10 protein-coding genes are annotated in these 13,904 nt (G+C 59.3%); 2 read left to right on the top strand and 8 right to left on the bottom strand.

The window, feature by feature from the left end; translation table 11 throughout:
- Window positions 1-132: 132 nt before the first annotated feature.
- Window positions 133-3,096: a DNA polymerase I gene (gene polA, locus M9Q49_RS05910; RefSeq protein WP_254507791.1), complete on the top strand. Its 2,964-nt coding sequence runs from the start codon at window positions 133-135 to the stop codon at window positions 3,094-3,096.
- A gap of 47 nt (window positions 3,097-3,143) precedes the next feature.
- Here polA and M9Q49_RS05905 read toward each other — a convergent pair whose 3' ends face one another.
- The 3 genes from M9Q49_RS05905 to M9Q49_RS05895 form a co-directional block, all read right to left on the bottom strand.
- The gene (locus tag M9Q49_RS05905) at window positions 3,144-3,848 is read right to left on the bottom strand and encodes an ABC transporter ATP-binding protein (RefSeq protein ID WP_254507790.1); all 705 of its coding nucleotides are present in this window, start codon (window positions 3,846-3,848) and stop codon (window positions 3,144-3,146) included.
- 116 nt (window positions 3,849-3,964) lie between these two features.
- Window positions 3,965-5,272: an HlyD family secretion protein gene (locus M9Q49_RS05900; protein WP_254507789.1), complete on the bottom strand. Its 1,308-nt coding sequence runs from the start codon at window positions 5,270-5,272 to the stop codon at window positions 3,965-3,967.
- A gap of 3 nt (window positions 5,273-5,275) precedes the next feature.
- Window positions 5,276-6,910: a tetratricopeptide repeat protein gene (locus M9Q49_RS05895; RefSeq protein WP_254507785.1), complete on the bottom strand. Its 1,635-nt coding sequence runs from the start codon at window positions 6,908-6,910 to the stop codon at window positions 5,276-5,278.
- Between the two features lie 210 nt (window positions 6,911-7,120).
- Between M9Q49_RS05895 and M9Q49_RS05890 the strand changes: the two genes are divergently transcribed.
- Window positions 7,121-8,281 (top strand): N-acetylglucosamine-6-phosphate deacetylase, encoded by a 1,161-nt coding sequence (locus tag M9Q49_RS05890; RefSeq protein ID WP_254507784.1) that lies wholly within the window; start codon window positions 7,121-7,123, stop codon window positions 8,279-8,281.
- A gap of 12 nt (window positions 8,282-8,293) precedes the next feature.
- Here M9Q49_RS05890 and M9Q49_RS05885 read toward each other — a convergent pair whose 3' ends face one another.
- From M9Q49_RS05885 to M9Q49_RS05865, 5 genes are all read right to left on the bottom strand, one after another.
- Window positions 8,294-8,887, bottom strand: a complete 594-nt coding sequence (locus M9Q49_RS05885; RefSeq protein ID WP_254507783.1) for a DUF1990 family protein — start codon at window positions 8,885-8,887, stop codon at window positions 8,294-8,296.
- 392 nt (window positions 8,888-9,279) lie between these two features.
- Window positions 9,280-10,020: a UvrB/UvrC motif-containing protein gene (locus tag M9Q49_RS05880; RefSeq protein WP_254507781.1), complete on the bottom strand. Its 741-nt coding sequence runs from the start codon at window positions 10,018-10,020 to the stop codon at window positions 9,280-9,282.
- Window positions 10,021-10,333: 313 nt separating this feature from the next.
- Window positions 10,334-10,573, bottom strand: coding sequence for a hypothetical protein (locus tag M9Q49_RS05875; RefSeq protein WP_254507780.1), 240 nt, complete (start codon window positions 10,571-10,573; stop codon window positions 10,334-10,336).
- Between the two features lie 36 nt (window positions 10,574-10,609).
- Window positions 10,610-11,599 (bottom strand): FAD binding domain-containing protein, encoded by a 990-nt coding sequence (locus tag M9Q49_RS05870; protein ID WP_254507779.1) that lies wholly within the window; start codon window positions 11,597-11,599, stop codon window positions 10,610-10,612.
- A gap of 89 nt (window positions 11,600-11,688) precedes the next feature.
- Window positions 11,689-13,902 (bottom strand): xanthine dehydrogenase family protein molybdopterin-binding subunit, encoded by a 2,214-nt coding sequence (locus M9Q49_RS05865; protein WP_254507778.1) that lies wholly within the window; start codon window positions 13,900-13,902, stop codon window positions 11,689-11,691.
- Window positions 13,903-13,904 lie beyond the last annotated feature (2 nt).

Genomic DNA, 13,904 nt, shown 5'->3' with positions numbered 1-13,904 from the left:
CCAAACGATAAGTAGCTGAATTCGCCAGAATTCAGACCTTCGTGCGCAAGTTCATGATCTGAATTCTGGCGAATTCAGCTACAGCCGCGACCCCGCATCCATGGGTCGGCGACTTTTGTTACGCTGCAGTCTATGGCAAAGAAATCTACCAAATCCGCGTCACAGCCGCTGTTCGCCGGCTTCGACGATCCCGCGCCCGAAGCGACCGTCACGCCGCTCAATACCGCCGCCGAAGCGGTGGTGACTGTTGATCCCGATGAAGTTTCGCCAGCCAGCGAAGCGGCTTTCACACTCACGGGAAAGAAGGTCTTTCTCGTCGATGCTTACTCGCTGATTTACCAGGTCTTTCACGTCATGCCCGAAATGACGGGGCCGTCGGGGCAACCGGTCGGCGCGGCATTTGGTTTCGTGCGCGACATGCTCGATTTGATCGAAGGCCGAGGCGCCGAAGTGCTGGTCGTTGCGTTCGATCATCCGGGCGATACATTTCGTCACGAACTCTATCCCGAATACAAAGCCCAGCGGACCGAGATGCCCGCCGATCTGCAGCCGCAGATTCCACTCATCCATCAATACATGGAAGCGCTCGGCATCCCTGCCGTCTCGATCGCCGGTTTCGAAGCCGACGACCTCCTCGCAACGCTCGCCCGCCAGGTGGATGAAGCCGGCGGCGACTGCTTCATCGTGACCAGTGATAAAGACTGCCGTCAGCTGATCACCGACCGCGTGAAGATGTACAGCATTCGCAAGAATGCGCCTCTCGACAAAGAAGCGCTGCTCGCCGATTGGGGCATTCGGCCTGATCAGGTGGTCGATTTTCAGGCGCTCGTCGGCGACAAGGTCGACAACGTGCCGGGCATCGCTGGCATTGGTCCGAAGACCGCGACCGATCTGCTGGTGAAGTATGAAACGCTCGAAGGCGTCTTCGCACACGTCGCCGAGTTGAAGGGGAAGTTGAAGGAGCGAATTGAAACGGGTCACGAAGCGGCGTTCAGCAGTCGCGAACTTGTACGGCTGAAGAACGACATTCCGCTGGAGTTCAACTGGGCCGCGGCCACGATCGGCAACATGCAAGGCTCGGCACTCGCCGAACTAAATCGCGCGGCAGGCTTTCGGCAACTCGCCCAGCGCATGGAAAAGATCGCAGCCAAATATCCGGCAGCAAAGACTGCTCGAAAGAAGAAAGTCGAAGCCGATGACCTCGAAGATGTTGCCGAGGAGCTTGGTATTGCCGAATCGGCCGAGTTGCCGATGGGTCTCGACGATCCCAACTGGAAGGCAACCTATCGCACGATCGCTACGGTCGAAGATCTCGATCGGGCCATCGAGCAAATGAAGCAGCAGCCGCTGATTTCTTTTGACACAGAAACGACGTCGCTCCGGCCGCGGCAGGCCGACATGGTTGGTTACTCATTCGCCTGGCAGTCTGGTGAGGCCTACTACGTGCCGGTTCGCGCACCCGAGGGCGAACCTCAGCTCGATGAAAAACTCGTTCTCGAAAAGCTGCGACCGATTCTCGAAGACGAACGAATTCTGAAGATCGGCCAGAACATCAAGTACGATCTGCTGATCCTCCGTTCGCTGGGCGTGACGCTCCGCGGCGCTGCGTTCGACACGATGGTCGCCGATTATCTGCTCGATCCAGGCGAACGAAGTCACAACCTTGATGATCTAGCGCTGCGGCACCTCTCGCATCAGAACATCACCATCACTTCGCTCATCGGTTCTGGCAAAGGGCAGAAGCGAATGGATGAAGTGCCGGTTCAGAAAATCAGCGACTACGCCTCCGAAGATGCAGATGTGCCGTTGCGATTGAAGGCACTTCTTGAGCCGCGGCTGGAGTCACAACAGCTCACACCGCTGTTTCGCGATCTCGAAATGCCGCTGATCGAAGTTCTCGCCGAAATGGAGTTCAACGGCGTGCGGATCGACCCTGCTCGTCTCAAGGAGCTCGACGAAAAGTTCACTGCTCAGATCGATCAACTGCAAAAGGACATCTACGAGATTGCCGGTGGCGAATTCAACATCGACTCGCGCAATCAACTCGCGAAGCTCCTCTTCGAAGACTGCAAACTGCCGATCGTCAAGCGGACGAAAACCGGCCCGAGCACCGATGTCGATGTGCTGGAGGAGCTCGCGCGACTTCATCCGCTGCCGGCGAAGATCATCGAGTATCGGCAATACGCCAAGTTGCAGAGCACCTACGTCGTCGCTCTGCAGCAACTGGTCAATCCCACGACAGGCCGAGTGCACACGTCGTTCAAACAAGATGTCGCCGCGACTGGCCGGCTGAGTTCACAGGATCCAAACTTGCAAAACATTCCGGTCCGCACCGAAGCGGGTCGCGCGATTCGTTCCGCGTTCCTGCCAGGCCCCGCCGGTTGGCAGCTGATGACGGCGGACTATTCGCAGATTGAACTCCGCGTGCTGGCTCATTTCTCCAACGACGAAACGCTCCGCGAAGCCTTTCTCAACGACCGCGATATTCACACGCAAGTCGCGGCCGGAGTGTACAACCTGCCGCTGGAAGAAGTCACGCGTGAGATGCGCAGCAGCGCGAAGGCGATCAACTTCGGCATCATCTACGGCCAAAGCCCGTTCGGCTTATCAAAGGCTCTCGACATCAATCAAAGCGAAGCGGCGTCCTTTATTGAGGCTTATTTCGCCCGGCTTCCCGGCGTCGAAACATTCATGCAGCAAGTTCTGCTCGACTGCCGCCGCGACGGCTTCGTCAGCACCATTCTCAGCCGTCGGCGACCCGTCCAAGGCGTGCGCGATCCCAAAACGCTTCGCAACAAACGGCAACGCAATCTGCCAGAACGAATCGCGATCAACACTGTCATTCAAGGCTCGGCGGCCGACATCATCAAGCAAGCGATGCTCAACGTTCATCGCCGCCTAAAGCGAGAAGGGCTGCAATCAAAACTCCTGCTGCAAATCCACGACGAACTGGTTTTCGAGTTCCCGCCCGACGAACAAGAACGCCTGGCGAAGCTGGTGGGCGAGGAAATGTCGACGGCAGCGCAGCTCAGCGTGCCGCTGAAGGTGGATGTGAAGACCGGACCGAACTGGGCGGCGTGTGAGGTGCTGGAGTAGCCGTGATTGGCGCTAGGCAGATACGCATCGATCGCAAGCCTTGGACCTTAATGCACCGGGGCCGCAGCGGTTCCCACCAGGCGGCCCTTTTCCAGATGCTGAATGTGCGAGGCGCGCTCGGCCGCGCGTGGGTCGTGCGTAACCATGATGATGGTCTTATTCAGCACGTTCTGCAGCACTTGCAACAGGCTGAGAATTTCATCGGCTGCCTTGGCGTCGAGATCGCCCGTCGGTTCGTCGGCAACGATCAGCGTGGGATCGGTCACAATCGCCCGCGCGATGCCAACGCGTTGTTGCTGGCCGCCGGAGAGTTGACCCGGGCGGTGACTCTTGCGGTTCGACAAGCCGACGAGCTCGAGAGCGGTATTCACCTGTTGGCGACGCGCGGCAGAGCTGAGCGGCAAGAGGAGCAGCGGCAGCTCGATGTTTTCATAGGCGGTCAGCACCGGCAGCAGGTGATAGAACTGAAAAATGAAGCCGATGTGCCGGGTACGCCACGTGGCGAGCTGACTCTCGGACAGCGACGAGATGCAGTTGCCGCCGACCCAAACCTGGCCTTCGCTGGGAGTGTCGAGCCCGGCGATGAGATTGAGGAGCGTGGTTTTGCCGCTGCCGCTGGGGCCCATCAGCGCGAGGAAATCGCCCTGCGAAACATTCAGGTTCAGCCCATTGAGCACATCGACGCGCTCGCTGCCGCGGGTGAAAAACTTGTGCACGCCTTGCACGGCGACAATCGGCGGACCGGACTTCATAGTTGAATTCTGCGCTGAGACAAGCGGTGTAGGGTGGGCCAAACGTACTCGTGAGGCCCACCGCAGAGAATGGTGGGCCTCGCGGAGTACCGCTCGACCCACCCTACGCGACCATTCTACAAGCCCGTCGTCGCCGGCGGAGCGGCTGGCTTATTTTCCGCGCTGGCGGCTTCGCGCTTGAGGAACGTCACCGTCACGCCCATTTCCGGCTTCAGATAGACGCCTTCTTCTTCGGCGGGAATCGACAGCTTCACGCGAACCGGCACGGCGCCCTTGCCGCGATCGGCAATCGGCATGAGCCGCGAAACATAGCCATCGTAGATCCGCTCGGGATAAGCGATCGCGCGGACCTTGCACTTCTGGCCTTTGAAGATCGTGGAAATGTCGCGCTCTTGCACATTGAGGTCGACTTCGAGATCCGACAAGTCGGCCATGTCGCACAAGCTGAACGAACCGTTGAAGGCGATCGGATTGACGATGTTACCTTCCTCAGCGTTCTTCTTCAGAATGGTGCCGCTGATCGGCGCGCGAATGACGCAGTTGCTCAGCCGCCAATTGGCCTTCACGAGTTCGGCTTTGGATTGTTCGAGCATCGCCTTCGCATTGTCTTTGTGCTCCTGCCGGAAGCCGATGTCCATCAGTTCGGAAACGTACTTCAGCCGCAACACGCGTTGTTCCATCGCGCGATACTTGGCTTCAACTTCTTCCAGCTCTTGCTGCGTGACAGCATTCGTGCGGCGCAATTCCAGATTGCGTTCCCATTGGGTTCGCAGTTGCGAGAGCTGGGCTTGCGATTCGCCCAATTCGGCTCGGGCGGCTTTCTTTTCTTCGGTGCGATTGCCTGTATCGAGCTCGGCGGACTTGGATTCGCAGGCCTTGACGGCTGCCGAAGCACGATCGACTTCCGCCTGGTATTCGGTGTCTTCGAGTTTGGCCAGGATGGCGCCTTTTTCGACACGGCGGCCTTCCTCAATGTGCAGTTCGACGATCCGGCCATTCACCTGCGGGCTGACCAGAATCTGATGGGCCGGAATGATGTAGCCCTGCGCCTCGTGAGCCGTGTTGCTCGCGCGGCCGCTGGCGACGATTGGCTTGTTGGTCGCCACTTGTCCTTGGTCGCCACCATTCTTGCCATCTTCGGGTGGCGGCGCGGCATCCTCACTGGCCAGGGCTGCCTTCGCGGCAGCGGCAGCCTTGGAAGAGTCGAGCGATTCGCGAACCAGATAGTAGAGCAAGCCGAGAAAGCCGACGCCCACGACCAGCAGCACGAGTGACCGGAACCAATCGCTTCCTTGCGGAATGGATGAAAGCCGGAGCGACCGGACGCGCGCCTCGAGGCCCGAATCCAGGTTGGTTTCATCGACGGCGGTGCTACCCGAGCCTTGTTCTCCTCGAGTGAGCACCGCGGGATTTCCGCCCGACATGAACTAGGTCTCCAAATCGTTGTTGGGTTTGCCGTCGAGCGGCTTGGGATTCTCTTCGACGTTCTGGGCTTCACGCCACGGCTTCTTCATCTTGTAGCCTTCGAGCTCCTTGCCCAGTTGCTCCTTCACTTCCCCTTCGCCGAGTTCAACGGCCTTCGTCGACCACTTGATGGCCGTTTCGAAGTCGCCCTTTTCGGCGTAGGCCGAGGCGAGCGTGCTGAGGATATGCGGCTTTTCGTACTTCGTCAGTTCGCAGGCCTTCGTGCCGAGCTTGATCGAACGATCAGCGTCGCGAACTTCCTTGGTTTCGGAAGTGGCCAGAACCCAGGCGAGGTTGTTGAGCACGCCGGTATCTTCCGGATCGAGCTTGAGGGCTGCTTCGTAATCGGCGATGGCTTCGGCGTGCTTGTTGATGCTCAGCAGAGCATCGCCGCGCGTGCGGAGCATATCGGCGTCGCTCGGATCGTCTTCGATCAAGCCGTTGAGAATCTCAATCGCCCGGCGGGGCCGCTTGTCGACTTGCATGTACATGGCCAGTTGCAGCCGGAAATCGCGATTCTTCGGATCCGAACGGAGCAGCAGCTGAATGTCGCTGATGGCATCGTTCATGCGGCCTTGTTGGGCGGCCAGGCGGCTACGCATCAAAATGACTTGCGGCACATCGGGGCGGAGACGCAAGGCTTTTTCCACATCGGCGCGGGCTTCTTCCGGCTTGCCATCGGCGGCGAGCAGGCCACTGCGCATCAGAAGCGAAGCGACATCCGTGCTATCGATCTTCAGCGCTTCGTTCAGGTCGGCGATGCCTCCCTTGAGGTCATCCTTGAGAACCTTCACGCGAGCCCGCAGGTTGTAACCCAGCGTGTCCTTGGGCGCGAGCTTGATGACGTCGTCGCACAGCTTGAGTGCTTCGTCGTACTTCTTCAAGTTGGTCATCACCTCGGCGAGAGCGCCCAGCGCGCGATGGTTGTCCTTTTGCAATTCAACGGCTGCTTTGAGATCTGCCGTGGCTTTTTCGTTGTCACCCTTTTCGATGTACAGAATGGCCCGAGCTTGCAGCGCGTCGAAGTTGGTCGAATCTGCCTTGGCTGCCGCATCGAAATCGGCGAACTTGGCGTCTTCGTCCTTGTTCATCTTGGCCCGCAAAACAAGAGCTTTTGACAGCCGCTTGTTGTCGTTGCCGGCCTTAAGAATCTTGACGGCTTCGTCGATTGCCTCGCTGGCGGCTTTGTCGTCGCCATCGGGCAATTCCGCTTGCAGGCGGGCGATCAGGAGGAAAGTGTCCGGCAGCTTCGGATCGTGCTTGCGGGCACGTTCGAGATCTTCCAGGGCCTTTTTGCGAATGAAAGCCCAGCGTGGGCTCGGCGGGTTTTCTTCGAAGATGGCATCGCTCAATTGCTTGGCGTGCTGAAACAGCGTGGCCCCGAGCAACTGTTTGGCAAACTCGGTGTTGTCCTTATCGAGCCCCTTGGTGAGGGAGTTCTCGGCCAGTTCGATGATCTTTTCCAGATCACCAAACGATCTGGCCGTCAGCTGCAGTTCGAGAGCTTTGTCGAGATCGGCCTGCCCTTCGTTGGCGGCGAATCCGATCGCGGGAACAGCCAGAAATGAAAACAAAAGGAAGGAAGCAAGAATACGCATAGCTTGAACTCCAAATTTTCGCGCGGCGGTGGGAGGCGAGATTGCAACTCGCTTGCCATGCTGGCAAGGCCCGGGGAGGGAAGTGCAACAGCCCCCGCTCCTCGCTATTATGGCGCAGCCAGCGTTTCGATGCTATGCGAGTCTGCCGCTGAAAGCACCGCCGCCGGGCGGTTTTTTCCGCGGAATGTTTCCCTCGGTTCCGGGATGAATATGTTTTCCTTCGTTGCCCGCCGTTACGACACGCTGCGACCTGTCGAAGTCTTAATCGCGAGTGGGCGCATCGCGCGAATCACTCCTGCTCGGATAGGAGACGGCTTGACCGGCGCAGGTTCGCTGCCCGTTGTCGCGCCGGGATTTGTCGATCTGCAGATCAACGGCTATCAAGGCCGCGAGTTCAACGATCCGCAACTAACGGCGGAAAAGGTCCGCCACGTCGCGCTTGCCATGGATGCCAGCGGCTGCACGAGTTTTCTGGCGACCTGCACGACCGATAGTTATGAAGTGCTCGCCAATTCTTTCGCCGTGCTGGCTCGGACAATCGAGGAACTACCAGAAGTCGCTGCGCGCATTCCTGGCTTTCACTGCGAAGGGCCGTTCATTTCGTCCATCGACGGTCCGCGGGGTGCACATCCCAAACAGCATGTGCGGGTGCCGACCGTGGAGGAGTTCCTGCGGTTGCAAGACGCGGCCTGTGGGCGAATCAAGCTGCTGACGATTTCACCCGAGTTCGACGAAGCAATTCCGGTGATTCGGGCCGCGGTGAAACAGGGCGTGATAATTGCCATCGGACACACTGCTGCGACTAGCGAGCAAATCACCGCTGCCATCGACGCCGGCGCGACGATGAGCACGCATCTGGGAAATGGCGCCCATCCGCAGATCAGGCGACACCCCAACTACATTTGGGATCAGCTCGCCGATGACCGCCTGACCGCGAGCCTGATCGTCGACGGTCATCATTTGCCGGCCAACGTGGTGAAGGCGATGATCCGCGCAAAGGGAACCAGCCGTTGCGTGCTGGTCAGCGATGTTACTTCGCTCGGCGGCATGCCAGCCGGTCGCTACGCGACGGGCCTCGGCGATCTCGAAGTTCTCGACAACGGCAAGCTGGTGATCGCGGGCCAGCGCGATATTCTCGCTGGCGCCTCGCTGTTGATGGATACCTGCGTTGCGCAGGTCATGCGTTTCGCTGGCGTGAGCCTGACGACCGCCATCGAAATGGCGAGCACGCAACCTGCAGCCTTGATCGGACGTCACGATCACCGGCTCGATGTGGGCTGTCCAGCGAACCTGGTGCTGTTTGATGAACCAACCGCTGAAACAACGAAGCTCGTCATTCGGCGAACGATGAGCCGTGGCGAGTGGGTATAAGCGGCGTTGTTCTTACTTAGCACTTTCCGCAACAAAGCGCCGCATGGCTTGCATCGAATCACGGCCGAAGCGGAGCTGGATTAGCCGCGCAAGTGGACTGCAGAGGCGGACGAGCGGATGCCGTGGCCGCGAGAACGCGGCCAGGTCGTAGAAAACTTCGCCCGATTGATTTTGCTCGACGAGAAACCGCTCTTCACCGCACTCGGCATGCTCGGCGAGCGTGCCATAGCCGAAGCCAAACCGCTTCAGCATTGGTGACTCTTCGTCGATCTCGTAGAGCACGCGGCTGGGATTCAGCCACCAAAAGCCACCGATCCACATGAGCATGCCAACGACGTTGCCGACGCGCGGCGGTCCCTCCGGCGCATGCAACGCGGTCCAGCCGTTGGCAAACATGATCCACTCGCGGATTGCCTGCTTCGCGCGTTGCCAGGCTTCATCGCCTTGGCCGATGATTTCGCGCCGCTGATCGAGGACGAAACCGGCCGGCGTTTGCGGGGCGGGAATGTTGTGCGAGAGGCCGGCGAAGTCATACGACAACGGCGCAGTGTGCAACCTCTTCAAAGTCGAAGCGATTTCGGTAGCGGACGGTTTGAGAAATCTCATGCGGACTCAACCGCGACTGGAGGCAAAGATTAACTACTGCGGCTTGACCAGTACTCTCGCAATAGCGCCACCGACCATGGCGAGCAGACCGCCATAAACGCTGACCACTCCCAGTATGCCCACAGCACTGCGCACCAAGTACTCAATCGAGGAGGTTTCCTGGCGTCCTAATTTTCCTAGGAGAATTATGGGGGCAAAAAGACTGACGATGCCCAAGATGAAAGACAAAACACCAACGCGACTTACGAGAGCCCAAAAAGATGGATCTCTGTATCGCGATGGGCGCGAAGCGTCCGTATTAACTTCGCGCGGAGACTCGTAGGGATTCATGATCCCTACTAAACCATTTACCGGCGTCCATGTTCCGCTGTGGCAACCGGCCTGCGCGAAACTTAGCGCGCATTCGTCCGCTTGGCCATCTGATCGCGGATTTCGGCAGCCAGTTCGTACTTCTCCGAAGCCACCGCCTCTTCGAGGCGTTCCTGCAGCGTTTGACCCACGTCGAAGTGCTTGCGGAGCGATTCGCGGAGTTCGATCAGCCGCGTGACGAGTTCATCCTCGTCATATTCTTCCTCGGCTTCGTAGTCGGCGAAGACACGTTTGATCGTCTCGAGTCCCTGGTTCAGTTGTTCCACGGCAGCCTCAGCGCCAGAATCGCCCAGGGCATTGAGCGCCGCGGCCTGCGTGCGGTGGAAGAGAACGAACGGCCGATATTGCTCGTGCGACAACGTCCACTGATCGTCGGGTGAATATTCCTTGCAGAAATCCATCAGGGCCAGCGTATGGTCGGCATCGGCAACAGCCTTGTCGAAGTCGCGGAGGGCCAGCCAGCAGACTCGGCGGTGATAGTACTGCACGAACTCGCGGTCCGATTCCTCGCACTCTTCTTCGCTCATCTGGAAAGTCTCGCCCTCGGCTTCGGCTTTTTTTTGCAAGTGGGCGAAGTAGGTCTCTTGTCCCTCGGGTTGCGTGCCGTCGGGGCGGCCTGAGATTTCCAGTTGCAGCAGGCCCAGATCGAGCCGCATTTGCAGCACTTCGCGACCGTCGTCTCCCTTTTTCTTGCGGACGCTGATCCCTTGCGGATCATACGGCCATTCGCGCAGAAGGCGGTCAATGTTCTCTTTTCGTGCCATAGCTGAACCGATTGTTCCACGGCGGCGACGACCGGACTCCCCAGCCGCAACCTCTCCGACTTCAGCAAATTATACTCACCAAGGTCACTTTCGGGCAGCGTCAGTGCGCTCACGGTGGACACTTTGGGCGCGGAACCGCCAAGAGAAGTGGTTACGCAAGGCGTAACGGCGGCTACGGGAGCGGAGATGTAGACAGTTGAATAGTCGTCGTCGAAGTGGGATGGACCATTGGTCCGTCCAGTTGGAGCATCTACTTTCGCGAGGTGGATGCTTGGAACCCGCTTCGAAGACGGAACAATGGTCCGTCCTACTTTTAGTATGTCTCGCGATAGCAGTCGCGTTCGGGCACGCACAGGTTGCGGGTCACATGCTGGCTATCAGGGCCGAGAACGTGCTGGGTCATGTTGCACCAGCAGTAACCAGCGCCCGTTTCGTCGGGATAGTTTTCGGCGTCGCCAACCGTGCCGCGGACATACATCGCCTTATTGCGCAGATAAACGCACGGGGGCGTGAGAACCTTGGCTTCGCCTTCGTAGATCTTTTCAAAGGGCATGACTGTTCCCCTATCGCTAATTGGAATGGATTGAATTTAGAAGCCGCCGGTTTCCTGCCCCGCCGCTCGCAAGATCGCGCGCTTGACGGCGACCTGAGCGAGTTGCACTTTGTAGTCGTTGTTCGATAGCGGCGAAGCGCTGACGATGGCTGCAGCGCCGGCAGCCGCGCCTGTTTCTTCGTTCACAGGTTGGCCGACGATCGCCGCGGCTGCTTCGTGCGACAACCAGGGTGTCGGCGCGACGTGACCGAGAACGATGCGAGCCTCGCGAACCACGCCCCCTTCGATTTCGAGCGCGGCAGCTGCGGAAGCCAGCGGATAATCAGGCCCCGCGCCGTGGCGAACTTCGTACGTGGCATTGAAGCCCGTCGCAGCCGGAATCATCAGGTGAGTCAGCAACTGATTCGGCAGCAGCGTGTGCTCGCGCTCGGCTTCGTGTCGTGGTGTGCGGAACAGGGATTCGACCGAAACGAAATTTTCGTCCGTCTCGCCAGGACCAATGACTCGCACTTGAGCATTCAGTGCGACGAGGGCCGGCGCGAGGCGCGAAGTGCTCACAAACTTCGCCGGGCCATGGTTGCCGAAGATTGCGTGAAAGCGGTTGTCGCCTTCGGTCGGCAGTTTGCCGCCGCCTGCGAGCAAGCCGCGGCCACTGCGGAAGAACCAGCACTGCGGCCGCTGCAGCACTTCGCCGCCGAGCGTTCCTTGACACTGCAACTGCATGCTGGCGATCCCCTCGATCGCTTGCCGGAGGGCCGGGTAAGGCGTGAGATAAGGATGATCGAGCAGCACATCGAGCGTGACGGTCGAACCGACGGCGAGTACGCCGTTGTCGAGTTGCTCGATGGTCTGCAGCGAGGGAACTTCCAGAATATTGACGACGCGCTCGGGCCGCACAATGTTGGCCTGCATCAGACCGACGAGGTCCGTGCCGCCGGCGAGGATTTCGGTGTGACCCGACCGTGAGTGGAGGAGCGTTAGCACCTCGGCTTCGCTGCGAGGGGCGGCGTATTCGAAGTTTTTCATGGTTTTGACTCGTAGTTTGTTTGCAGGTTTGCGGAGTAGTGCAAAAACCGGTGAACCCAGCACAGGGCCGGGGGCGATGATCTAAACAGTTAGGCCTTGGCTTTGAGTGCGGCCAAGACGCGCTGCGGCGTGAGTGGCACGACCGGCACGCGCACGCCGAGGGCGTTGCATACCGCATTGCTGATGGCTGCAATCGGCGAAATGGCGGGCGGTTCGCCGATGCCGATCACGCCGCGACTTCGTTCCGATTCGGGTTCGTAGAACTCGACCACGACTTCGCCAATGTCGCCGAGGCGGGCGAGCTTATAGTTCGACAACTCGGCGTTGACGAACGAGCCCGTCTTGGGATCGGTGATCCGCTGCTCGAATAGCGCCGCGGCAATCCCCATGATCACCGCGCCGTAAACCTGGCTCTCGGCCTGCTGACGGCAAACCACCAGACCGATGTCTTGCACCGCGACGAACTTCCGCATCTTGATGATGCCGGTGTCGCGATCGATGGCCACATGCGCCATCTGCACACCGCCGACCTGCTTGCTGCTCAGCGGGCTGTCGACGCCACTTTTATAGGAGCCGTTCACTTCCAGCGGTCGCATGCCGATCAGCGTGCAGGCTTCCTTCCAAGACACACCCTTTGAAGCATCGCCGATGACTTGCACACGGCCACCAACGGCTTCCAGCTTCGTGGGATCGACGCCCAGCTTCTTGCCGACGAGTTCGGCGATCGAGGCAAACGCATCCTGCCCCGCGCGGCGATGCGATTCGCAAATGCCGCCGACCGTGGTGCTGCCACCCGATGGTCCACTCACTGGCATTCGCGACGAACCGATATTGACCTTGATCTTGTCAGGCGTCAAACCAAACGTTTCGGCGAGAACAACCGCGAGCACAGTGCGCGTGCCAACGCCCAGATCCTGCGTACCGCAAGTCGTCTCGACGCCGCCGTCGGGATAAATCTTCAGCAGGCAGTTCGAGCTATTCGCGCCGCCGCCCCAGGTGTGCAGCGCCATCCCCAGGCCTTCGACGATCGAACCCTTCTTGTCACCTTTGCCGTGCGGATGCCACTTGGCATTCCAGTCCATCAATTTGGCGGCGAGTTCGATTTCGGCTTTGTAGACCGAAGGTTTCGCGCCGCTGATGAGTGGCTTCTCGTCGGTGCCGAGATTCTTCAGGAAGACGTCGAGGCTGTTGGCCTGCATCTTGGCAGCGAGATCGTCGATCGCCGTTTGAGTCATCGCGCTGGCTTGAGGATGATTCGGCGCCCGCCAGGCTCGCGACTGCGCGGTGTTGGTCTTCAGATTGGTCTGCAGCCGGCGATAGTTCGGCGGCGTGAAGACGTACGGCACAACCGTGTGGCTCACGCCGCCCGGAATCGCGCCGGCGCTGCCCCAATGTTCCGAATCCCAAACCGTGATGATCCCATCCTTGTTGGCGCCGAGCTTCACCTTCATGTAGCCGCTGGGACGATTGCCGCCGAGTTGTTGTTCCTGCGCACGCGTGAGCATGAACTTCACCGGCCGGCCGGTCGCTTTGCTGATGCGAGCGGCGGCGATGCCCCAATAATCAGGAGCAAACTTGCTGCCAAAGCCGCCGCCGATGAAATCGCAGTGCACCTCGACGTCGTCCGACGTGATGTTGAGGTCCTTGGCAAAACCTTCGTCCGTGCCGCTGACGTTTTGTGTCGACAGATGCACCATCAACTTGTTGCCTTGCCACTCCACCGTCGAACCGTGTGGCTCGAGGCAGCTGTGAGTGATCGCGTCGATGCCGTAGTAACCATCGACGGTATAAGCCGCTTCTTTCAGCAGCCGTTCGATCTCCTTGGTGACGAATTCGTCTTCATCGTCATCATCGCCGGGCTCTTTCACCGTCACGGCTTTGCCGCCCCCCTTGATCGTTCGTTTGGCGGCTTTGGCGGCAGCGATATCTTCTTCGCTGGTAAACGACGGCAGCATCTCGTATTCGATTTTGACCTTCTCGCACCCTTCGGCAGCGGCCGCTTCGCTTTCGGCGGCGACGACCAGGATCATTTCTCCCTGCCATTCGATTTCATCGTCCACTTTGCGGAGCGGTTCGATATGAACGACACCCTTGACGGCTTGGGCAGCCGTGGTGTCGATCGACTTGATCTTGCAGTGAGCGTGCGGGCAGCCGAGCGCGCGGGCGATCAACTGATTCTTCAAGTTGATGTCGTACGTGTACTTAGCCGCGCCGGTCGATTTCTCCAAACCATCGAGCCGCGTGTGCCGCTTGCCGATCTGCGTAGCCTTCTCTTTGCTCGGCCAGGAATATTCAACAGCCATAA

It is taken from the genome of Anatilimnocola floriformis (assembly GCF_024256385.1).
Lineage (GTDB): Bacteria > Planctomycetota > Planctomycetia > Pirellulales > Pirellulaceae > Anatilimnocola > Anatilimnocola floriformis.
The sequence above is the reverse complement of the archived record's forward strand: the minus strand, read 5'-3'. Positions and strand labels throughout refer to the sequence as shown.